Here is a 23,793-nt window from a genome sequence, read left to right on the forward strand (position 1 = left end):
GGTCTAATCACTTAAGCGAGGTTTTTAAGGAGATAATGTATTGTAAGTTAGAATAAGTTTACTAAACTAAATAAAGTAGGAATTTTAATTAATTCATTGATTTAGCCTTAGTGCATGGAACTTGTATCTCAGGTTAAATGTAGTCATGTCGTTCTCTGTTAAAAACAAGGATGAAATTATTAAAGCTATATTTATTCAAATTGCTTTTATTGTCTTGCTCACCTCCCCCCAAGTACAAGCGATAAATATTATTTCAAATATTACGGCCGAAACTGTCTCGTTGTCGACGACACAGCTACGTCGAATATATTCAATGCGCCAAGTACATTGGCAAAATGGTACACCAATAGTGGTTTACGTTTTGTCGAGTAAGAACATCATCCATCAAAAGTTTTGTAAGGAGCAGTTACGACTTTTTCCTTACCAGTTGGATCGTATTTGGCATAAATTAACATTCTCGGGCTATGGTGTTGCTCCCATTGAAGTTGCTAATGAAAGTGAGCTAGTCGAAGCTGTAAAATCGACAAAAGGTGCTATTGGTTATGTGGAAAATGTATTGGAGGTCAGCGATGTTAACATCATTAAAATTGATGATTAGGCCGACTAAAGTGTGGGCTTATTCAATAGGCACAATATTAAGTGTAAGCGTTGCAATAGCAGCTAATGCTGCTGAGATCAATAATGAGTCATTGCAGGTACATGGCTTCGTTGCTCAAGGTGTTATCGATGCTGATGGCAGTAATTATATTAATGATGATGAAAGTATTTCTTTTGAACTAACTGAAATAGGCTTAAATGCCTCCTATCAGATTAATGATGATTTTAGAGTGGCAGGTCAAGCCGTTTATCTTAATGGTGGCAATCGTTATCACCCTGGGCCTCGATTGGATTACCTATTATTAGAATGGGATGCCTTTCACAATGAAGCATGGCAAGCGAGTTTCTATTTTGGCAGAGTGAAAAATATCCATTGGCTATATTCAAGTGTTCGCGATGTTCCATTCGCTCGCCCGTCAATTATTATTCCACAAGTAACTTATTTTGATGGTTTGCGAGACTTGGGGGTTGGAGGTGATGGCGCAGCTGCCAAATTCACCTACAACGATGATGAGCTAGGCGAATTTGATTTTAATTTTAGTCGAGGCAAGAGCTCTTTTTCAGATGAACAAGCTGACGTAGTTGTAGGCGAGTTTGCATTTGGTAAAGTTGAGCATGACTTAGATACTCAGGTAAGTGTTTATTGGCGTCCGCCATATTCACAATGGCGTTTTGGTGTTTCGGTAAATGATGCGTCGTTTGGTTATCAACAGGCAGAAATAGATAATTTTTTTGATAGCGACTTTACGCTTCAGTTTTATACTGCTAGTGCTCTTTATGAAGGTGAGTTTTGGCAGTTTAGTGCCGAGCTAGTGCAAGAACGTCTTGTGACCGATGGTTTCTATTTTCCAGGGTTTCATCGTGACACTATCGGGCAAGGCTATTATGCCCAAGCAAGTTATCAGTTACAGAAAGAACTTTCTGTAATGCTTCGAACTGAACGTTTTTATAGTAATAAGGATGATAAAAATGGCAGTCAATTAGCGCGAAGCAGTGGTGGCTTGGTGCCGGCATATTTCGGTTATCATAATGATACTATGATTGGCCTAACATATGACGTTGCCAGTAACTTTAGAATTAATGCTGAATATCATTGGATGCAAGGTGGAGCAAGGCTTTCTCCTGTTGTACAGCCTGATCCAATCGCCAATGACAGTAAGAATTGGCAAGTTTGGGCTATTCAATTTATGTATTGGTTCTAACTATGAAATTTCGTTTCGTTAGTGTATCAATTAAGTTCTTCATTCTTGTTGTTAGCGCATTGATGTTGCTGAGCCTTGCAATTTCGATGTTATCTATTTCACGACTTGATCAGGAGTTTGAGCAATACCAAGAAAACAAGTTACGGCAAGGCCAGGCACAATTTGATTTGCAAAGTCGTATTGTTCGAGAGCAGGTTGGTAGTTGGCTTGAATCTTTTACCGATATTATTGGCTTAAAAGAACAGGTCGACTTTTATCAAGTAGCAAATGCTCTAGAACAGCAGTTTGATGCTTTACAGATTAACCAAAATGTTGAGTCTTTATGGCTGGTAACAGAGTCCTTACAACCGATATTTATGTCATCGTCGATGTCTTCTGATGTTTTAGCAAGCCTTGAGCGAGTGAGGAAAACTAGTGCACCAGATTATCAATTAAGCTGTATACAATCATGCGTGCAATTGATTTCTACGCCAATTTTGAATGCAAAAGGTGATATGGCTATTGTCACTATGGCGGTGTCATTTGTTGATGTGATTTTTGCTATTAATCAAGCGCTAGAAAATCAAGTAGCGATTGTTACTTTTAATAAATCGGATCAAACTAAACTGGCTGATGCTCAGTTAATAACATCGTCCGCCCCTAGATTAATGAATGGATTGTTTATGGGGGAAAAATCTCAAACTTCGTTACTAAGTGTTAAGAATGAAGGTCTGCAAATAGAATATCAAGATAAAAGCTATTTGATAAATTTGCTATCTTTGGCAGCATCAAAGACGCAGAATTTTTACATGGCACAGGTTGATGATGTCAGTCCTTTTACTGAAAAATATCAAGCTTATCGACTTCAGTTTGTATTTTCTGCTATCGCGATTCTTGTTGTTATTGCCTTTTTAGTCCACTTTGTTGCAGGGCCTTTTACTAAAAGGTTATTGGTACTGTCTGATATTTTACCTTTGTTAGCCAAAAAAGAATTTGAGCAGTTTCGAAAAGTTGAAATTAGCAAATCAAAAGTATTTCCTGATGAAATAGATGTTTTGGTAAACGCGACAAAAGATTTAAGTTATGAACTTGAACAATTAAATATTGAAGTTACTCAAAAAACGCAAGAGCTTGAGAATATTGCGATGTACGACCTGTTAACCGGTCTGCCAAATCGAAATATGCTTAACTATCAATTACGTAAGGCTTTGAGTAACTCTAACCGTCAAAGTGACGATGTTGCTGTGCTGTTTTTAGATTTAGATGACTTTAAAAAGGTTAATGATACCCATGGTCATGGTGAAGGTGATAAGTTGCTAATAGAAGCGGCTAATCGCATAAACTTAAGTGTGGCGAGTTCAGATATTGTTTGTCGCTTTGGTGGTGATGAATTTCTTATATTGCTTAATGAAAATACATCCATCGATTATGCAGAAAAGATTGCTAATGCCATTCTAAAAAGTTTTCAATTGCCAATCAAAATTGATAGTAGCTTATTTTATGTTACTTGCAGTATTGGTATTGCCATGACGGAAGGTGAACTGGTACAAGCGAGTGAGCTTATTAGTCATGCTGATATTGCCATGTATGAAGCAAAAGGTAATGGTGGCGATCAATACTTTGTTTATCAGGGAGGAATGTTTCAGCGCGTCGCTCAACGTGTGATGATGGAAAGTGAAGTAAAACAAGCACTTGCTAAAGGGCAGTTTAGCTTAAGCCTACAGCCACAATTAGCGGCGAAAACAAATAAATTACATGGCTTTGAAGCGTTACTTCGTTGGCAGCATCCTGAAAGGGGGCTTGTATCACCAGATGACTTTATTCCTATTTTGGAAAACTCAGAACATATGATTGCCCTTGGTTACTGGGTAATACGTCGATGCTTTGAAATTTCGAGTAGTATGAAAGATATTGGTTTACCTGATATAATTATTGCCATTAATTTATCTGCAGCTCAGTTTGCTGATGTTAATTTATTAATGTATTTGGAAGACTTATTAGAAGAGTTTGGCTTACCTGCTAAAAACTTCGAGCTTGAGTTAACGGAGCAAACATTAGTAAAAGATATAGATAAAGCAATTGATACTATGGATGCTGTGCGCAAGCTTGGTTTTAGCTTCGCTATTGATGATTTTGGAACCGGATATTCTTCATTGGCTTATTTAAAACGTATGCCTGTAGATGTTATTAAAATTGATAAGAGTTTTGTCTTTGGCATGTTAGAAAATCATGCTGATTTTCAAATTATAATGTCAACCATTGCAATGGTGAAAAATTTAGGATTAACGGTAATTGCTGAGGGCGTTGAAACAAAAGCACAATTACGTAGCTTAACAGACAATGATTGTGATCTTATTCAGGGCTATTACTTTTCTAAGCCAATACCTGAAACTGATCTATTTAATTTTATTAGCAGACAAATTATTGATGGTAAATGGAAGGTGTTTGCTAGCTCTGAATTGACGACAAGTTAGCTGCAGTTATTTATGCTTCTATAATACTAATAAGCAATATATTAAATAAAAAAGCGCCTAAGGCGCTTTTTTTATGCTTTGTAAACTAGGTTAGTTTGCGAAGGTTTTATTAACGTGTGCAGAGAACTCGTCAGCTGCCATAAAGCCTGTAACACGGCGCTGCACTAGCTCTTGACCTGTTTTATCAAAGAACAAGATTGATGGTAAGCCAAATACTTCAAAGTGTGACATTAGCTCTACGCTGTCTTTTGAGCCAGTATCTGTCAGGTCAATTTGTAATAGCACTGAATTTGACAATGCTTGTTGAACGTTCGGCTCAAAGAAGGTGTACTCTTCAAACTCTTTACAGGCGACACACCAATCTGCATAAAGATCAACCATAACTGTTTTTCCTTCGGCATTTGCTTTGGCAATAGCTTGGTTCATTTCGCTAAGGTTTTTAACGTGTTCAAAGCCATGTTGTTGGCTTTGCTGTGGCGCAGAAACTTGAGCTGTTGGATATACTAATTGATACGCTTTATTAGCACCGATAAAGAAAATTAAGAAGATTAAAATGCTACGTAAACCGAAACCAAATGTTTTTGATGACTCCTGATTAACGGTGTAGAAGTAACCTGCTGTCGCTAAAATTAATACCGACCACATAATTTCGATTGCTAACATAGGTAAGAAGCGCTCTAGCAAGAAAATAGGCACAGCTAGTAATAACAAACCGAAAATGTTTTTAATAACATTCATCCAGTTGCCAGCTTTTGGCAATAACTTGCCACCTGAACTACCTAATATTAGTAGTGGTAATCCCATACCTAAACTTAAGGCATATAAAGCCGACGCACCTAATGCAATATCACCCGATTGAGAAATATATAATAAGGCGCCAGTTAATGGTGCAGTCGTACAAGGTGACGCAACTAAACCTGAAATAGCCCCCATAACTAACACACCTACATATGAACCACCTTTCTGGCTGCTACTGACGTTATTCAGCTTGTTCTGCCAGCTGCTTGGTAGCGCTAAGTTAAAAACACCAAACATAGACAAGGCTAAAAAGATAAACAATACGCTTAGGGCAATCAGTACAACTGGGTGCTGAAACATTGCTTGAAATTGAGCGCCCGCGATAGCAACGACAATACCAAGTAGCGTATAAGTTACTGCCATACCTTGAACATAGAAGAACGATAAGGTGAAGGCTTTTTTGGTTGATAACTTATCTCCCTGACCAACAATGATGCCCGTTAAAATAGGGTACATTGGGAATACACAAGGAGTGAATGACAGTAATAAACCACCAATAAAAAAAGCCGCTAGAGTTAACCAAACGTTGTCCCCTTTTAGCATATCTGCTAATTGGTGTTGCTCACTGCTACTGGCATTATCAGTATTACTTTCTGCGGCTGCATTATTATTTTCGTTAGAAGCTTCAAGCGCACTTAGTACATTTGTAGCATCGCTGTCTGTTAAAACCACCTCACTTAAATCAATCGTTTTTTTCGTTGGTGGGTAACATAAGCCTTTCTTGGCGCAGCCTTGATAACGAATTGTAATGCTAGCGTTGTCTAATGCTTCTTGAATATCTACTGTAAAAGCAAGCTGACCAGTAAATATTTGTTGAACACCAAAAAATTCATCTTCATGGTGCTCACCAGCAGGCAAGTTTAAAGGTACTATCGTGGCATTCTTAGTGGTAAATTTGAATTGATGACGATAAAGGTAGTAGTCATCTGCAATATTAAAGCTAATTTGTAGCTTATTCTTTTGCTGATGGAAATCAAAAATAAAAGCTTCGTCAACTTTTAAAAACTCATCATCATTACTAAACAGTGACGCTGGAGTATTAAAAATTGAATCTTGCGCATAGGTTACCGGCGCATTTGCAAATGTAAAACAGGTTAGTATTAACCAAAAAACAGCAACAACTTTTTTCATAACCGTTATTTTAAAGACTCATTGATCCAGTTTAAATATTGGTGATCACCTTGCTGGATGTTCAAGGCGATAACTTCAGGAGTGTCGTACGGATGCAACTGCTTAATTCTATCATTAAGCAAATCAAAGCATTCTATCTTACTTTTGATAAATAACTGTATTTCCGTATCACTCACTATATTTCCTTGCCAACGGTATACCGAGCTAATGTTCGGTAAAATATTGACACAAGCGGCAAGCTTTTCGGTAACTAGTTGCTCGGCAATGTTTTGTGCGATAACCATTGTTGGGCATGTGCATAACGTTACTTGATACATTATCAAAAAGGCCTCAATAAAAACTTAATCTGTCGCAATATAATTTAATTGAACAAATAATATACCGCGTATTTTCTCAACTAAGTAAGTTTACGCTATTCTTTTTCAAGGAGTAAATATATCTCATTGCTTTTTGTGCCGTAGCCTCGAGCTAATTAGTCACTAGCAAAAAAGCTTGTTCGGTTGAAAAAGACCCGTTAAGCCCCATATTAGTTTCATTAAAGATTATTGGGAGCCATTATGTTTCGTCTTTTATTTGTACTTTTTATTATTATTCCAATTATAGAGATTTCTTTTTTAATGCAAGTTGGCGCTGTGTTAGGTGTTTGGCCAACAATTGCCATTGTAATTTTTACGGCTTGGTTAGGGGCTAAATATGTTCGCCAACAAGGGCTATCAACGTTAAATTCTGTACAAACTAAAATGGCACAAGGACAAATGCCGTCGGATGAAATTGTCACTGGCTTAATGTTGCTCGTTGCTGGTGTGTTTTTAGTAACACCTGGCTTTGTTACTGACTTTTTTGGTTTAAGTTTATTAATCCCTAATGTGAGAAACGCTATTGTTGCAAGTGTAAAAACGCAAATGAAAAATAGTGGTGGCCATAGCCAACACTTTCAATTTCACGGTCAACACCAGCAACATAATGATTTTTCGTCACAACAAGAAAACCCATTTAACGAAAGCATTCAATCACCTCATAAAGGCCAAACTTTAGATGGTGAGTTCGAACGTAAAGATTAAAAAAATTTCAAGGTGGGCTTGTGAAGTTTTATTTAATCCCCATCTCTGAATCAACAAAATTAAAATCCTTTATTTTTTATTAAATAGAACATCTCAGGAGAAAGAAATGAGTATTCGTCCATTACACGATCGTGTGATCATCAAACGTAAAGAAGTTGAATCTAAGTCTGCTGGCGGTATTGTATTAACTGGCAGTGCGGCTGAAAAATCAACACGTGGTGAAGTAGTTGCTGTAGGCAAGGGCCGAATTCTAGAAAACGGTGACGTGCGCGCGTTAGATGTAAAAATTGGCGACCAAGTGATCTTCAGCGAAGGTTACGGCATGAAAACTGAAAAAATTGACGGTGAAGAAGTACTTATCTTGTCAGAATCTGACATTTTAGCCATCGTAGAATAATTAATTATTTCCAACTCATTTTATTGTATTGATAACTATCGGTGCAAAGACAAATTTTAAGGAGTCATGAACATGGCAGCAAAAGACGTATTATTTGGTAACGACGCACGCGTTAAAATGCTTAACGGTGTAAATGTTTTAGCGGACGCAGTAAAAGTAACTTTAGGCCCTAAAGGCCGTAACGTAGTATTAGATAAATCATTTGGTGGCCCAACAATCACTAAAGACGGTGTTTCTGTTGCAAAAGAAATCGAGCTTGAAGACAAATTCGAAAACATGGGCGCACAAATGGTGAAAGAAGTTGCTTCCAAAGCTAATGACGAAGCAGGTGACGGTACAACAACGGCAACTGTTTTAGCTCAAGCTATCGTTAACGAAGGTTTAAAATCTATCGCTGCTGGCATGAATCCAATGGACCTTAAACGTGGTATCGACAAAGCGGTTGTTGCTGCTGTTGAATCATTAAAAGGTTTATCACAAGAGTGTGCTGACAATAAAGCTATTGAACAAGTAGGTACTATTTCTGCGAACTCTGACGAAACTGTTGGTCAAATCATCGCAACAGCAATGGACAAAGTAGGCACTGAAGGTGTTATTACTGTTGAAGAAGGCCAAGCGTTAACTGATGAGTTAGATGTTGTTGAAGGTATGCAGTTTGACCGTGGTTACCTATCACCATACTTCATTAACAACCAAGAAAGTGGTGCGGTTGAATTAGAAAACCCATTCATTCTATTAGTAGACAAAAAAGTATCAAACATTCGCGAATTGCTAACAACACTTGAAGGTGTTGCTAAAGCAGGTAAGCCATTATTGATCATTGCTGAAGATGTTGAGGGCGAAGCTCTAGCAACATTAGTAGTAAACAACATGCGTGGTATTGTAAAAGTTGCTGCTGTTAAAGCTCCAGGTTTTGGTGACCGTCGTAAAGCTATGTTACAAGATATTGCGACATTAACCGCTGGTACTGTAATTTCTGAAGAAATTGGTATGGAGCTTGAAAAAGCGACATTAGAAGATTTAGGCCAAGCAAAACGTGTTGTTATTTCAAAAGACAACACTACGATTATTGACGGTATCGGTGAAGAAGCTGAAATTCAATCTCGCGTTGCCCAAATTCGTGGTCAAATTGAAGATTCTTCTTCTGATTACGACAAAGAGAAACTTCAAGAGCGCTTAGCTAAGTTAGCTGGCGGTGTTGCTGTTATCAAAATTGGTGCGGCTACAGAAGTTGAAATGAAAGAGAAGAAAGCTCGCGTTGAAGATGCATTACATGCGACACGTGCTGCTGTTGAAGAAGGTGTTGTTGCCGGTGGTGGTGTTGCGCTTGTTCGTGCAGCAGAAGCAATTAAAGACTTAGAAGGCATTAACGAAGACCAAACACATGGTATTAACGTTGCTATTCGTGCAATGGAAGCGCCACTTCGTCAAATCGTAACTAACTGTGGTGATGAAGCTTCAGTAGTATTAAACGAAGTACGTAACGGTGAAGGTAACTACGGTTACAATGCTGGTAACAGCACTTACGGTGATATGCTAGCTATGGGTATTCTTGATCCAACAAAAGTAACTCGTAGTGCATTACAGTTTGCAGCATCTGTAGCAGGCTTAATGTTAACAACAGAAGCTATGATTACTGACGCGCCAGTTAAAGATTCTGGAGCACCTGCAATGCCTGATATGGGCGGTATGGGTGGAATGGGTGGCGGTATGCCAGGCATGATGTAGTCACAGGTTAAAACTGCCATTAGCTTGGTTATTGTTGCGCTCGCATAGAAACTTACCTATGCGTCGCTTACAAATTCTTGCTACTGATGATTTTCCCTACGTGAAACCTTAGCGTATAGTAAAAGCCCGAATAGCAATACTCGGGCTTTTTCATTCATGAGGTATTTTGTATCGTCATTGATATTTGAAAAACGAATAAATACCTATTTTGTTAGTTATTGGTTTACTTTAATGACCGCTAAAGATGTTTTCTGCCGTTGACCTTCCTCAGTTTAGATTAACATTGAATATTAATTAACCTTATGATGACAGCTCTACAGCTGTGTCGGTAAAATGCCATGCCTGTCTTTGGCTTCTCGTTCTGTTTGACCTCCATGCTTAAGAAGTGCAGCAATAATGGTTTGCGTTTCTTCTTCTTTTTCTCGTTGTAAAAAATATCGCAGTTCAAGCTCAGTACCCACATTTTCATCTTTTATGGAAGCAGCAATAATTTCTTAGTACATTACAATATCGTGGATTTCTCAGCCTATAACTATAACTATAACTATAACTATAGCTATAACTATTGATAGTAGCTGTGAAACTTGATGAAATGTTTAATTCATAATTTAAAAGGAAGGTGGTTAGAAATAGTGGCTTAAATTTTGGTAACCGAGTTTAATGTGATCAATGAGCAGTTTGATCTTGCGAGGTAAATGTTTAGTGTAAGGGTAAACGGCATAAACGCCCAATTCTCTCGTCTTGTAATCAGGGATTAACTCGACCAATAGTCCTTTTTTAAGATCTTGATAAACACTGCACCTTGGAATATAAGCGATACCATAGCCCGCGATTACTGATTTTCTCAGTGCTTGTGAATTATTGGTGGCAAAGCTACCTGATACTTTCACTTTCTGTTGTAGTTCTCCATGGCCAAATCGCCATTCATTAGCACCTTGGTTCTGGTAAGTATAAGTGAGGCAGTTGTGTCGCACTAAATCGTCTGGTGTTTGAGGCATGCCATATTTTTCAATATATTTTGGAGAGCAACATACAACCCAATGTGAGGTAATTAACGATTTTGCGATAAGAGTTGAATCATCTAATACGCCAGTTCGAATAGCCAAATCGATCCCTTCTTTTACCAAGTCGACAAACTCATTTTCTAATCTTACTTCGACTGAAATATCAGGATAATTTTGAGCAAATTCAGCAATAGATTCAGCCAAAAAAAGCTCTCCTGAAATAGTAGGAATAGAAATCTTAATATGACCACTGACGTTTTCATCAAAACCAGATGCGGTATCTACCGCTTCTGCTGTGATTTGGCTGATCATTTCGGCTTGTCTAACAAGCGCTTGACCCACTTCAGTTAATGTTAAACTGCGTGTGGTTCGATGTAATAATTGCACACCAAGTTCTTTTTCTAAGCGAGCGATATGTTTACTTATAACTGAGTTTGCTAAGTTATTTTTCTCAGCCACTTTGCTAAAGCTTCCGAGCTTAACTACTTGATAAAATAAAATGAGATCGTTTGCTAACATCATTGATTAACTTTTGGAAATAATGTTTTTCATTATTGCTATTTATTAATAAAACATAAAGGGTAAACTTAAATTTGTTTTAAAAATATACAATTTGAAAGCAATAACTGCTTTTTGCAATAGGAGTAATGAATGATTATTTCAGCGCCAACTGATTACCAAAAAGCGGCAAAAGCTAAATTGCCACCTTTTTTATTCCACTATATCGATGGTGGCTCATATGGTGAGCATACATTAAGAAAGAATACTGAAGATTTATCGGCTATCGCATTAAAACAGCGTGTTTTGAATAATATGTCTGAACTTGATTTAAGCGCTGAAATTTTTGGTGAAAAGATGTCACTTCCTATTGCACTTGCTCCTGTAGGACTCACTGGCATGTATGCGCGCCGCGGTGAAGTGCAAGCGGCAAAAGCGGCAGATAACAAAAACTTGCCGTTTATTATGTCGACTGTTTCGGTGTGCCCGATAGAAGAAGTTGCACCAGCAATTAAACGACCAATGTGGTTTCAACTCTATGTGCTTAAAGATCGTGGGTTCATGAAAAATGTACTTGAGCGAGCAAAAGCTGCTGGGGTAACTACATTAGTTTTTACCGTCGATATGCCAGTTCCCGGTGCTCGTTATCGTGATATGCATTCGGGAATGAGTGGAAAAAACGCTGCAGTGCGTCGAGTATTGCAAGCCATGTGTCATCCACACTGGGCATTTGATGTTGGAGTTTTTGGTAAACCTCATGATCTGGGGAATATTTCTACTTATCGAGGAGAACCCACAAAGTTAGAAGATTATATTGGTTGGTTAGGTGATAATTTTGATCAATCTATCTCATGGAAAGACTTAGAGTGGGTAAGAGAATATTGGGATGGCCCTATGGTGATTAAAGGCATTCTTGATCAACAGGATGCTAAAGATGCGTTTAATTTTGGTGCCGATGGAATTGTTGTTTCGAATCACGGAGGTCGTCAGCTTGATGGCGTTTTATCATCAGCAAAAGCACTGCCCAAGATTGCTGATGCGGTGAAAGGTGATATGACAATATTTGCTGATTCAGGTATTCGTTCCGGTTTAGACGTAGCGAGAATGCTTGCCCTGGGTGCCGACTGTACCTTACTAGGCCGCTCATTTGTTTACGCCTTAGCTGCTCAGGGTCAACAAGGAGTTGAAGACTTACTTGCATTCTATGAGAAGGAAATGCAAGTTGCTATGACTTTAACTGGGGCAAAGTCGATTAGTGACTTAAATTATGAGTCTTTGGCAGCGTTCTAAAATGTTATCCCAATTTTCATTCTACCAAAAATCACGCTGTATCTCCGGCTATTAAATTCTAGTTTGTCGTCAAATTTGGGAAAACAACCGCTCAAAAACAGGTTGTTTTTCCTTTATCTCATTGATCTTTTTTAGTTTTACTAAGACTTTAATTTCGAAACTTTCTATTTCGGTTAAATGGAATGAATTCCTTACCTTTCAGCGTGTAGTCACAATTTTTATTGAGCGAAAAACAACCAAAAACTAAGTGTAAACACGTAGATAAAATGAGGGTGTTCGCCGATACCTTCCTCTTTCATTTTTTAATACTGTAAGTAATGAAACAAGTTAAATGGCTTCTTGAAACATTGGGATTATTCCTCTCAACTAATAGGGTAATAAAATGAAAACTATAATTAAATCTGGATTGATGCTAACCGCTTTGGTATCAGCTTCTTCATTTGCCGGCTATTCAATCGATATTAATGACGAAAGTAAACTGACCTTTGGAGGTTATTTTAAAGCTGATTTACGGAATGTGAGCGGAGATCTTGCTTATCGTGATATGTGGATTGGTAATAATAGCGTGAAAGAAAACACGAAAGAAACTCGTTTTAATGTTAGGGAATCACGTTTCAATATTAAATATCAATACACAGATGTTACCGGTGTTTTAGAGTGGGATTTTTACGATGATCAACAACCAACAGGGACGACTGAAACAGTAACAGGTGGTCACTCACTTCGGTTGCGCCATGCTTATGTTCAGCAGGGTAAATGGAAAGTTGGTCAAACGTGGTCAACCTTCATGCCGCTTGTTTCTATTGCTGAAGCGCTAGATTTTGGTGGCGCTCATGTCGGTCAAACATTTATTCGACAAGGTCAAGTTCGTTATACTGATGGTGGTTTAGAGCTAGCGCTTGAAAATGGTTCTACTCAGTCAGGAGTTAGCCAAAGTATTCCTGATGCTGTTGCGCGCTATACAATTAAAAGGGATTGGGGACAAGTAGCTGTCGCTGGCCTAGTGCGTAATTTAGACAATGGTGGTGATGAAACTAAAGCTGATGGCACACAATTTTCTTATAATGTTCATGGTAAAATCAAAACCTTTGGTAAAGATGATTTCCGTTTTTCATACAACGGTGGTCGACCGGGCCGTTATGTAAGCCCCGCAGCCAATATTCATGATAATGCTAAAAATGGAGATATCCATGATATTCAGGCATTTACTGTGGCTTATCGTCATTTCTGGACTGAAAACTTACGTTCAAACCTATATTACGGTGCGGTTAAAATTGATGACCAAATAGGAGTTGATGGTCGAGCTACTGATCGTAAACACATTGCCATCAACCTAATGAAAAATATAAATCCTAAAACTGTTATCGGTGTTGAAGTTGGTAACTACAAAACTGAAACCGCAGATTCTAACTATATGCAATTATCCGTTAAATACAGCCTATAGATTTCAACCAGTTTCGAGAATAGTGATTATGAAAAAATTATCACTATTTTGTATAGGGTAAACGGAATGCAAGTACTTGCTTTACCTAAAAGTAGTTCTGAATGCTGTTTCGACAAGTACAGTAGACTTAAGGTTAAGTTTTACAACCTTAGGTAACTGAGCGGTATGAAACAGTTGAAGTGAAAACGTTGATGCGACTTAATGTTTAAAGGGAAGGGGTTCTCCCTTAATGTTTATTAAAGCTAAACGGCTAAATTATCGATCTAAGCCATAATCTATAGCGTAGCGCATTAAACCTAATGTTGAGTCAATGCCAAGTTTTTGTTTTATATTGCGTTTGTGGGTTTCTACTGTGCGAACACTTACATTAATCTCTTGTGCGATGCGCTTATTATTAAAGCCGTGAGAGATTAGCCTAAGTACAAGCTGTTCTCTGCGCGTTACTATACCGCGCTGTTCGCCAGATAATTCTTTTGATAAAATCTCAGTGACTTCACTACTAAAGTAGGACTTACCAGAAACGACTTTTTTAATTGCCTCTAAAAGCTCATTTCCTGGTACGTCTTTCAAAATATAACCGTCAGCACCGTGGCGCATGGCACCCAGAATATATTCTTTGTTGTCATGCATGCTTAACATCATTACTTTACAGTCAAGGTTCTGCTCTTTAATAAGCTCGAGCACATACATGCCATCCATTTCTGGCATATTGATATCCATAAGGATGATATCAAAATTGTTTTCTTTGATTAATTCTAATGCTTGTTTGCCGTTTTCAGCTTCGGCAGTAACTTCAATTTCTTCATCGAGGCTTAGCCGGTACTTTAAGCCTTCCCGAAATAGAGGGTGGTCATCTACAAGTAATACTTTAATCATTGGCTTCCCCTTTAGTTGGTTTTTCGCTGCTATTATTGGCATTATAGCGCAATTGAGATTGTGGGATATGAGCACAAATGGTTGTCCCAGAATTATCTGTTTTTACCTTTAAAACGCCCTGATAAAAGTTGAGTCTTTCTTTCATGTTTCTTAAGCCAATACCTTGGTAGGTATTGGCTTTTTTATTGTCGTTATGATCGTAATCTTGTAGGTTGAAACCATGCCCATTGTCTGAAATTTCCATAATCAGCCAACCTGAACCGAGCTTTATACCCATGCTTACTTTCGTCGCATCCGTATGTCGTTCGATATTAGTTAATGACTCTTGAGCAATACGATATAAGGCTACTTTCAGTTCTTTAGAAAGAATATTTCGAACAGATAAACGTTTAACACTTACTTTGATACCAGTACGTTGCGAAAAATCACGCCCTAGTTCTTCTAATGCTGCTCCTAAGCCATAATCTTCTAATAACCCAGGATGCAGTTGATGAGAAATACTGCGAATATCTCCCATTATTTTACAAATAAGCTCCATTGAACGGTCAAGTTCACCGCTAGCATTATCATTATTTTGTTGTTTTAATTGTGCTGTTTCAATTGCGAAACGTGCAGCTGCTATAGTCTGACTAATACCGTCGTGTAATTCACGAGACACGCGTTTACACTCTTCTTCTTGGGTTTGAAATATACGTTCATTTAACTCTCGCAGTTTACGGTTAGCTAATTTTTTTTCACTAAATCGAATAAATTGCCCCGCAAAAAAGATAGTAATGACCCCCACGAGACCAATGATTAGCGTCATTATCGAGGTATTTCGAATATGCAAACCAATGGAGGTATTTAAAATACTGATTTCTTGGTCGATATCGTCAATGTAGACGCCACTACCTATCATCCACTGCCAATCATTAAGCGCTCGAGCGTAGCTAATTTTCTTACCTTCATTACCATCTTTGGAAGGTTGATTAAATACGTAACTTAAATAGCCGCCATCATTTTTAGCTTTTTCAATCAACCCTTGAATGAGTTTGACATTATTCTTATCTTCAAGCGGTAGCCAGTTTTGGCCAATGCGCCACTCCTGACCAGGAACGACTAATGCAGTACCTTGGAAATCATAAGCAAAGAAGTAACCATCTTTGCCAAAGCGCATATTGGCTAACACGCTTTTTACTAACGCTTGAGCTTCTTGAGGTTTCAGTGCTTTATCTTTGTAAATATGTTCAATTGCCCGCTCAGCTATCGTAACATAGTTGCGTAATTCTTCTTTACGATGCTTCATGGTGCTTTGGCGATATTCCTCAACGGTTTGCTGAGAGAGAGACTCGTATTGGGCCTGAGTAACGAAGAGTACGGCACTAAGTACCAAAACAAGTGGCACTATAGTCACCAATTGTAACTTTAAGTTTATGTTCATTATCGCTCTCGTTTGAGTGGTCTTGTGAGTTAGCAATTAGCTTTAGCAGCAGTTACTTTATCTATAAATAACAAATTTAAAGCACTATAGGTAAATCTATATAAATTTATCAAGTTGTCCAATAGTCTTCTTGTTTGCGCTGTATTTGAATCTTTGCGGCTTAATTGTATTAATACTCTTTTATATCCGCTTTTATTTAGTTCATGAAGGCAGCCTTGCTGATTCTAAAGTTTAGCTAGAGAGTACAAGCATAAACCAACTTTGATTAACAACAAGAGCAGTTTCGTTTATGCTTTTCCATTTTACCTACACCAGGGTTAAAGCTATTGGTAGGGTCTAGCTCTCTATAAAAATCTTTAACCGCATCTTCTGCTTCATATAAATGGCCAACATTGTGCTCAGCTGGGTATTTAGCGCCTCGGCTGTCTAAAAGCGCTAGTATGTCTTTTTTTACTTGCTTGGCATTTACCCCCTTTTTTAACACGTAATCTTGGTGAAATACGTGGCAAAAAAAGTGGCCGTAATACAGTGTTTTATCAATTTTACTGGCGATAGCTTCAGGGAGTTTTTCTACCCAGTTATTATCATTACGCCTTAGCGCGATATCTAAAGCTAAAATATCACCAAGTTTATTTGCATGAATGGTTTGATATCGAATAGCGGCACCTGCAGCTGCGAATCGCTGTAAATAAGCTTTAGTTGTTTCTTGGTCATCACATTCGAAATAATCTCCTGCAGATGGGGTATTACTAAAGTAATGTTGTAAATAATTTGCCGCCTCGTTTATTCCATCATCGCTCATTTTTAAAATTAAATGGTGTTCATAATGGTCACGAAAATCCAGCATGCGCTTAGGGAGGTGAGCAGGAAAAAAGTTACTAGCAAATTGCATTACGCGATCAGTCAAAAATTTTGGCAAAAAAGGCACTTTGTTTAAAGCCGCGTCTAGACGGCCTTTTATTGCAAAAAGCTTGGGTAAGCGATCTGTTCCTAAATGTTGAATACTTAAAAAAGTATCTTTACCGAACTTCTCAGCAATATTAAAAGTGTCTCTATGAATATACTCACCAACTTCAGGCAAATGTTTAAATTTACTCAGTATATGACGACGCAAATGATTGAGCGTTTCTGGTTGGTTGCTACCTATGTAGAAGGTCTGTTCTTTTTTTGCTACCTCAAAGGTATCTAGTCTGACCGCAAAAACTGCGAGTTTTCCGGCACAACCACTGGACTCGTATAGGCGGGTCGTATCCGCGTTAAAGCGACTAGGCGTATTAGCATCAACATCACGCAGTTTTTCAACATAGTCAGTCGCACTGGCTTTTTTGTCCGTGGTTAAATTAGTATGAGAAAAATTCTCATTTTCTAAGTTAGTTAAAATTTGCTCTGGTGTATCACCTAAGTCAATGCCCAAATGATTGACTAGTGTTAATTCTCCCTGCTTATTAACCTGTGCAAATAAAGATAACTCAGTATAAGAAGGACCTCGCTTAACTAGAGCACCACCAGAGTTATTGGCTATACCACCCACAATTGAAGCTCCTAAACACGAGGAGCCTATTACTGAGTGAGGGGCCCTTTTCATTGGTTTTAATGCTTTTTCTAATGTGTGTAGTGTCGTGCCAGGGAAACTAACCACTTGTTTACCACTGTTAAGTAACAACAGCTTACTCATGGCTAATGTATTGATGATAATAATCTCTCTATCATAATCGTCGCCACTAGGTGTTGAGCCTTCGGTTAGTCCTGTGTTGGCAGCCTGCATAATCATTATGCAATCTGCTTCAACACAAAGCTTTATTGTTTGCCAAAATTCCAGCAGCGTTTTTGGAAAAAGTACCGCAAGAGCACCACCACCACCTGAGCGCCATCCTGTTCTGTAGTGCTCAGTTTTTCCTTGCTTGCTAGCCACATTTTTTGCACCTAATAACTTGATAAACTCGTTTAGTAGTTGGTTATTATTCATAGAAATCTCCTGTACTGCACTATGACGGATTTGAATAATTTTACATTAATGGATCGCTAACATTTAAGATAAACACCGCAAATAACCCCAGTAAGCCTACGGCAGTTACGTAATATATTGTTGGGATAATCGTGCGACGTAATGTTTTACCTTCTTGGCCAAGTAAGCCAACGGTAGCAGAAGCGGCAACCACATTGTGAATAGCAATCATATTTCCGGCCGCGGCGCCTATTGCTTGTAATGCAACCATTAGTGCACCTGATACTGACAATACACTGGCAACTTCGTATTGGAATTGGCTTAGCATCATATTGCTTACCGTGTTAGAACCAGCAATAAAAGCACCTAAAGCGCCGACTGTAGGAGCAAAAAACGGATAAAGATCACCAAAGGTTTGTGCAACATAGCTTGCCATAGCAACAGGCATTGCCGATAAGTCAGCACCATTGACGCCCGAATTTATTAAAATTCTAACCATTGGAATGGTAAATATTAGCACAAAGCCAGCACCAACCAATGTCTGACTTGCTTGCTTTGCTGCATTAACTATTTGTTTAGTCTGCATTTTGTGCAAAAACAAAGTCAGTAACACAACAAAGAATAAAATTCCTCCCGGCAAATACAGCGGCTGAACACTTGCGCTGATCCCTACTTCTCCAAGAATATTACTAAAACCAAATGAGACACTTTTTAGTAAAGCTTTAAAATCATTAGAAACACGGCTAAGCACTAAAATAATTGCAACCAATAGGTAAGGTAACCATGCTCTAAATAACGACATGCTACCCTTGACTTGGTTTTCATTTTTCTCGAATGTTAGATTACCTAACCAGTAGCTTGGCCATAACGATCTTGGGGCAAAATCCCAAGCTTTTTTAGGCATTAAAAAACCTGATTTTGCAGCAGGTACTACGATAATTAAGCCGACAAGAGCACCGATAAGTGATGGAAATTCAGCGCCTAAGAAAATACCGGTTAATGCATAGGGTACTGTAAAGGCAATACCGGCAAAAATGGCAAAAGGTGCAACAGCTAAGCCTTCTTTCCAGCTGTTATTTTGGCCAAAGAAGCGCGTCATCATCACAACCATAAGCAACGGCATAAATGTACCTACAATGGCATGACCTATAGCGACTTCTGATGTGATTAGTTGTAAGAACTGCTCCCAATTACTGCCCTGAGAAAGAAGTTGTTCACTCATATTGGCTTTATCTAAACCACTATTTACACCAATTATTATTGGTGTTCCTACGGCACCGAACGAAACAGGCGTTGATTGGATCATCATACCTATCATTACCGCTGCAATGGCAGGAAAGCCTATAGCGACTAATAAAGGTGCGGCAATGGCAGCAGGAGTACCAAAGCCTGAGGCACCTTCAATAAAGCAACCAAATAGCCAAGCTATGATAATGGCTTGAATTCGGCGATCTGGGCTTATGTCGGTAAATCCTTCTCTGATACGTGTGATAGCACCAGAGTGCTGCAACGTATTTAGTAGCATGATGGCACCAAAAATAATCCATAATACTGAAACGGTAACTATTAGACCTTGAATTGAGCTGGCTAGAACACGATTAACACTCATCTCCCAAGCAAAAATAGCGATGGCGGCAGTAGTAAGATATACAACAGGCATTGCTCTTCTTGCAGGCCAATGAAAGACAACAAGAAGTAATGCCGATAAGGCGATCGGAGTAAAAGCAAGTAGTGCTTGTATTGTTATTGACATAATTATTGACTCTTTTTATTCACTATTCACAGCAAGTAGTGTTAGCTTTAGAACTCTATTAACTTAATTAATGAAAGTGTCCAGTTTAAAGAACGAGTTATCATTGTTAGTGGAAATAGATAAGCATGTACGAGTTGTAGATCACGTTTTTGTTATCCAAATTTCACTCTTGAAGTCAATCTCAAGTTCTATTGAGGCTCTCAGATTATAAAATTCGTCGAATAATTAAAATTGGGGAATGTACGTATTTTATCTACGTGTTTACACTTAGTTTTAGTGGTAAGCATGATTATTGCTGGCTTACAAAGCAGAGCACATTTTTATCTGAATTTGATTTTGACTTTAGCTCTCTATAATTGGCTAATTTTTTCTAGGTGAACCCTTAATGTACAGCAAAAGCCCGAATAGCAATATTTGGGCTTTTTATTGATAGTTTATGGATATGCTAACAATGCTTTTTATATCTTAATTGTGCATATTACTGAAGCTAGTTTACTGACTCTTAAAGGTTCGTTTTAAGTTCATAATTGACGTAACTACATGAGAAGTTTAAAACATGCTTTGAGTGAAAGCAGCTAATCAATACATTGTACGATGAACATCACCTTCTATGCTCTCAACATCACTAACTATTATACTGCCTTTGCTAACGTCATAACTTGAGAAGTCATTCAATAATAGTTTATTGTTTTCATGTTTTTTATTTAAGGGCACCGCGTAAAGGTATTCGTTTCCTTTTTCGGCATTAACGTAATACAAAATATTGGAATCTATTTTTACATGATAAAAATCAGTTGGTAGTGATATTTGCGTATTGATAAAACTTAGCTGACTAGTAGCAGGATTACCTTCGAGAGATGAAGAACTTACTTGGTACAAAAGGTTACTTTGTTGTTCAATTAAATACATAAGCTCAGGCTGTTCGCTATCTTTCAGTCCATAAGCCCATCTTCCGTCAAATTTAAGTTTTTTCTTGTTAGAAACTTGAATTACTACCAAATCAGGAGTTCCATTGGTTACCGTGGTAATAGCCGCACTCTGCTTTGTAAGCCAATCCAAAGAGATGATTGGATTTTTACTTTCATAAATTAAATGCTCTTGCTTAAATACTGTCAAAAGCTCATTTGGGTCTAATTCACTTACGGGGATCTGATAAACCTTGTTATCGACATTTAACAGTAAATGTCTATCGTCTTCAGAGATTGACACGTATTTGAGCGAATGAGATTTAGGTAAGTTAGTGACAACTTTGGCTTTCTTATTTTGATTGTTTACTAAATACAATTGCATACGGCCACTTCGTTTTGAAACGAATAGGTATTGGTCGCTGTTGTGAAATAGTGCAGGATAGGCTTCAAATACTGATGAATTATCAATAGGGCTGCTGTTGTTGGAAGAAATTAACCAGCGATTGTTATAGTTTTTGCTCTCTGTACTAAAGAGTATATTTTTATCGTCAGGTAACCTTGAAAGCTTTGGTAATATTTCTTCTGATATATTGATAACTTCAGTAGCATTCTCGCCATCGATGTAACTTCTTATGATTCGCTGAGAAGGTGAAGAAGCAAAGTAATATATTTGCTCGGAGTCATGGTGCCATATAGCCTCATATACTGGCTTGGCAAATTTAATACCCTTTGTAATTTTGTTATCCGACAAATTTAGCGACAGTAACTGCGTTTTGTAATCACTATCCGTACTCATTATTAAAAGCTTTTCGCCATTAGGGGATATATCAAGGCTATGATGACCCCAGCCTTTAGGTTGTGATTGGGTAACTATCCTATGCTCTCCTGTTTCAACATCAAATGCATAAATTTGATTCGGCCAATAATTCTTAGGTTGAGCAGCATAATAAAAAGTATATTGACCAACATGATAATCTATATCTTTTACTCTCTTATCAGCGCAATCAAATAATTTTTTTCGGGCTTGGCTTACTTGATTTAGTTCTTCTGGCGCGGGCAAGACTTCTTGATAAACTCCGCAATTATTCGCCAATATATCAAGGTAAAAGATGATAGTTTGATTTTCATTCGTGTTTTCAATAACAGAAATGATTTGATTAATATTGCCTTTTATTTTTGCTTGCTTAGTGACGGAGGTGCCAATATTTTTTAGCCATAGCTCAAGGCTTGTGTGTTCATTATTTTCTTTTAAATAATACAAATGCCTATTGTTTGGGTGCATTATAGGAGACAACTCTGCACCTTGGTCTCGTGTTAATGCTACGGAGTAACTGATATTTGAAGAGGTGTTGCTACTAGATTTAAGTATCATGAAATAGCTTAAAACAATGATCAAAATAATAGAGAAAGAAATCCCTATATGAGCTTCCCTCTTTTCTTTCCAAAAGCCAAGTGAGGCCATTTGGGCTGTGTTTTTTTTAATTAAGTTTGAATTATTTTGGCTTGAATCATTTTGACGTGAAACGATGCATGCTAGTGTTTCAACATTGCAAACTAGACGGTATCCCCGTTTGGGAACAGTTTGAATGTATTTCGGCTTTTTCGCATCATCACCCAGCAACTTGCGAAGGTTACCTATTAATTTATTGATGGCATTGTCGGTAACTACAATGCCTGCCCACAACTCTTCAAGTATATCTTGCCTTGAGATAACAGCATTTGGACGCTCAACAAATAGCAGTAGTAATTCAAATATTTTAGGCTCTATAAGTATTTCAGAATTACCACTAGCATTCAGTAAACGCGAATGTTCTACATCGAGTATATACTCACCAAATTTAATCATAACCTACTGTAATAAAAATCAAATTAATTAATCTTACTCAAACGATATCACACCGAAAGTTATATTGAAAAACGAATTAGTTTCAGTTTTCTAATATGCCGACTAATCGTTGAAATTCACCTTTTCATCACCTTTTTTCCCAATATCATCATTACTTTTCTATGGTTAATCGTCACATTAACTCTCTAAAATTAATAAGATAATGGAAACTTTTATGTTTAAACATATAGCAACTCTACTCTTTGTGTTTTTAATTAGCACCGGGGAAGTAAATGCCAATGTACGCGGTACTTCAATAACAGACAGCTTGTATTCAACCGTTTTGTCAGAGCAACGAGACTTGTTAATACATTTACCCAATAACTATAAAGAAAATAAAACGCTTGATTATCCCGTGCTCTATTTATTGGACGGGCAAAGAAACTTTGCTCATACCATAGGCACTTTAGATCTACTTAACCAATCTAGCATGGCACAAGAGATGATTATCATCGCGATAAAAAACACACATCGCACAAGGGACTTCACTCCTACCTATGACGAAAGTTATAACGAATGGGGGGGGTCTGGTGGTGCAGATGACTTTCTTGATTTCATTGAAAAAGAGCTTATTCCATATGTTAATAAAAAATACCGTGCTAACAATTTCAAAATAGTCTCGGGGCACTCCTTAGGCGGCTTGCTTTCTATCTATGCCTTGCAGTCGAGACCTGAGCTATTTCAAGCGCACTTCGCATTCAGCCCTAGCTTATGGTGGCATAAACAGGTCGTATTCAAGGAAGCAGAAAGCTTTTTGAAAAATTCAGATGAGTTAAATACATACCTTTATATAAATATGGGGAGTGAAGGTGGTCATATGCTGAGTTCATATGAACGATATACAAAATTACTTAATTCACACAATCGAAAAGGTTTTAAGTTTAATTTAGGTTTAGATACCTCAGAAACCCACAACACTACTGCTCTTGCCGGACACTCACTAGCCTTCCAAAAGCTATATTCTGTATTGCGCCCAAGCCAAGAAACGATTGCTAAAGGTATTCCAGCAGTCAAAGAATTCTACAAAAAGCAATCAGAAATTTATGGCTATGAAATAAAGCCAAGTTACGGAGCTATTAATAGAGTAGCTTATAAGGCGTTGAAGGAAAAAGACTTTACTACAGCAATAGCAATTTTTAAGGAGAATGTTAAAAATTACCTTTATAAAGCTGATGCTTATGACAGCTTAGCTGATGGCTATGAAGCGGTTGGTGAGCTAGATAAAGCTCTAGAAATGAGAAATTTAGTCATTAAGAAAAGTATTGTCGAAAATGTTGAAAACAATGCCTACAAAACTCGTAAAGTGAATCTATTAAAATTGATTAAAAGTAATAAAAATAAACATTAATGATGTGGTTTGCGGGTTAAAACTGCCATTAGCATGGTTATTGTTGCGCTCGCTA

At 37.8% G+C, this 23,793-nt stretch carries 18 protein-coding genes; 9 read left to right on the forward strand and 9 right to left on the reverse strand.

The features are described from left to right. The first annotated feature begins 145 nt into the window (after positions 1–145). The 3 genes from AC27E9_RS14560 to AC27E9_RS14570 are packed head-to-tail and all read left to right on the forward strand — an operon-like array spanning position 146 to position 4,252. Positions 146–598: a hypothetical protein gene (locus tag AC27E9_RS14560; RefSeq protein WP_487131388.1), complete on the forward strand. Its 453-nt coding sequence runs from the start codon at positions 146–148 to the stop codon at positions 596–598. Beyond that, positions 570–1,799: a hypothetical protein gene (locus tag AC27E9_RS14565; protein ID WP_487131390.1), complete on the forward strand. Its 1,230-nt coding sequence runs from the start codon at positions 570–572 to the stop codon at positions 1,797–1,799. The genes AC27E9_RS14560 and AC27E9_RS14565 overlap by 29 nt, the downstream gene beginning before the upstream one ends. A gap of 2 nt (positions 1,800–1,801) precedes the next feature. Continuing rightward, positions 1,802–4,252, forward strand: coding sequence for a bifunctional diguanylate cyclase/phosphodiesterase (locus AC27E9_RS14570; protein WP_487131392.1), 2,451 nt, complete (start codon positions 1,802–1,804; stop codon positions 4,250–4,252). A 90-nt stretch (positions 4,253–4,342) separates the two neighbouring features. Here the strand turns inward: AC27E9_RS14570 and AC27E9_RS14575 are convergent, their stop codons facing one another. Both AC27E9_RS14575 and cutA read right to left on the reverse strand, forming a co-directional pair. Next, positions 4,343–6,181, reverse strand: a complete 1,839-nt coding sequence (locus AC27E9_RS14575; RefSeq protein WP_487131394.1) for a protein-disulfide reductase DsbD — start codon at positions 6,179–6,181, stop codon at positions 4,343–4,345. A 5-nt stretch (positions 6,182–6,186) separates the two neighbouring features. Then, complete coding sequence (gene cutA, locus AC27E9_RS14580) at positions 6,187–6,498, reverse strand: divalent-cation tolerance protein CutA (protein ID WP_487131396.1); 312 nt, start codon at positions 6,496–6,498, stop codon at positions 6,187–6,189. A 240-nt stretch (positions 6,499–6,738) separates the two neighbouring features. Between cutA and AC27E9_RS14585 the strand changes: the two genes are divergently transcribed. The 3 genes from AC27E9_RS14585 to groL all read left to right on the forward strand — a co-directional run bounded on the left by AC27E9_RS14585 (position 6,739) and on the right by groL (position 9,367). After that, complete coding sequence (locus tag AC27E9_RS14585) at positions 6,739–7,242, forward strand: FxsA family protein (RefSeq protein WP_487131398.1); 504 nt, start codon at positions 6,739–6,741, stop codon at positions 7,240–7,242. Positions 7,243–7,348: 106 nt separating this feature from the next. Further along, a complete protein-coding gene (locus AC27E9_RS14590) occupies positions 7,349–7,639 on the forward strand; it encodes a co-chaperone GroES (RefSeq protein WP_487117058.1) in 291 nt (96 codons plus the stop codon). A gap of 72 nt (positions 7,640–7,711) precedes the next feature. Next, positions 7,712–9,367 carry a chaperonin GroEL gene (groL, locus tag AC27E9_RS14595; protein WP_487131400.1) on the forward strand — a complete coding sequence of 552 codons (1,656 nt, stop codon included), beginning with the start codon at positions 7,712–7,714 and terminating at the stop codon, positions 9,365–9,367. A gap of 314 nt (positions 9,368–9,681) precedes the next feature. On the opposite strand, the gene AC27E9_RS14600 is transcribed toward groL, so the two are convergent. Together AC27E9_RS14600 and AC27E9_RS14605 are read right to left on the reverse strand one after the other, a co-directional pair. Next, on the reverse strand, positions 9,682–9,828 hold the full coding sequence (locus AC27E9_RS14600; protein WP_487131402.1) for a hypothetical protein: 147 nt from the start codon (positions 9,826–9,828) through the stop codon (positions 9,682–9,684). A gap of 162 nt (positions 9,829–9,990) precedes the next feature. Continuing rightward, complete coding sequence (locus tag AC27E9_RS14605; RefSeq protein WP_487131403.1) at positions 9,991–10,893, reverse strand: LysR family transcriptional regulator; 903 nt, start codon at positions 10,891–10,893, stop codon at positions 9,991–9,993. 129 nt (positions 10,894–11,022) lie between these two features. Between AC27E9_RS14605 and lldD the strand changes: the two genes are divergently transcribed. Next, positions 11,023–12,159, forward strand: a complete 1,137-nt coding sequence (gene lldD / locus AC27E9_RS14610; RefSeq protein ID WP_487131405.1) for an FMN-dependent L-lactate dehydrogenase LldD — start codon at positions 11,023–11,025, stop codon at positions 12,157–12,159. A 382-nt stretch (positions 12,160–12,541) separates the two neighbouring features. Next, complete coding sequence (locus tag AC27E9_RS14615) at positions 12,542–13,603, forward strand: DcaP family trimeric outer membrane transporter (protein WP_487131407.1); 1,062 nt, start codon at positions 12,542–12,544, stop codon at positions 13,601–13,603. A 255-nt stretch (positions 13,604–13,858) separates the two neighbouring features. Here AC27E9_RS14615 and AC27E9_RS14620 read toward each other — a convergent pair whose 3' ends face one another. The 5 genes from AC27E9_RS14620 to AC27E9_RS14640 form a co-directional block, all read right to left on the reverse strand. Continuing rightward, the gene (locus AC27E9_RS14620) at positions 13,859–14,479 is read right to left on the reverse strand and encodes a response regulator (protein ID WP_487131409.1); all 621 of its coding nucleotides are present in this window, start codon (positions 14,477–14,479) and stop codon (positions 13,859–13,861) included. Then, positions 14,472–15,899 carry a cache domain-containing protein gene (locus AC27E9_RS14625; protein ID WP_487131411.1) on the reverse strand — a complete coding sequence of 476 codons (1,428 nt, stop codon included), beginning with the start codon at positions 15,897–15,899 and terminating at the stop codon, positions 14,472–14,474. Before AC27E9_RS14625 ends, AC27E9_RS14620 begins: the two co-directional genes overlap by 8 nt. 265 nt (positions 15,900–16,164) lie before the next feature. Next, positions 16,165–17,865: a D-lactate dehydrogenase gene (gene dld / locus AC27E9_RS14630; protein ID WP_487131413.1), complete on the reverse strand. Its 1,701-nt coding sequence runs from the start codon at positions 17,863–17,865 to the stop codon at positions 16,165–16,167. A gap of 40 nt (positions 17,866–17,905) precedes the next feature. Continuing rightward, positions 17,906–19,597, reverse strand: coding sequence for an L-lactate permease (locus AC27E9_RS14635; protein WP_487131415.1), 1,692 nt, complete (start codon positions 19,595–19,597; stop codon positions 17,906–17,908). A 579-nt stretch (positions 19,598–20,176) separates the two neighbouring features. Continuing rightward, positions 20,177–22,351, reverse strand: a complete 2,175-nt coding sequence (locus tag AC27E9_RS14640) for a winged helix-turn-helix domain-containing protein (RefSeq protein WP_487131417.1) — start codon at positions 22,349–22,351, stop codon at positions 20,177–20,179. A 214-nt stretch (positions 22,352–22,565) separates the two neighbouring features. Between AC27E9_RS14640 and AC27E9_RS14645 the strand changes: the two genes are divergently transcribed. Further along, positions 22,566–23,738: an alpha/beta hydrolase-fold protein gene (locus tag AC27E9_RS14645; protein WP_487131419.1), complete on the forward strand. Its 1,173-nt coding sequence runs from the start codon at positions 22,566–22,568 to the stop codon at positions 23,736–23,738. Positions 23,739–23,793 lie beyond the last annotated feature (55 nt).

This window comes from Colwellia meonggei (assembly GCF_057537295.1).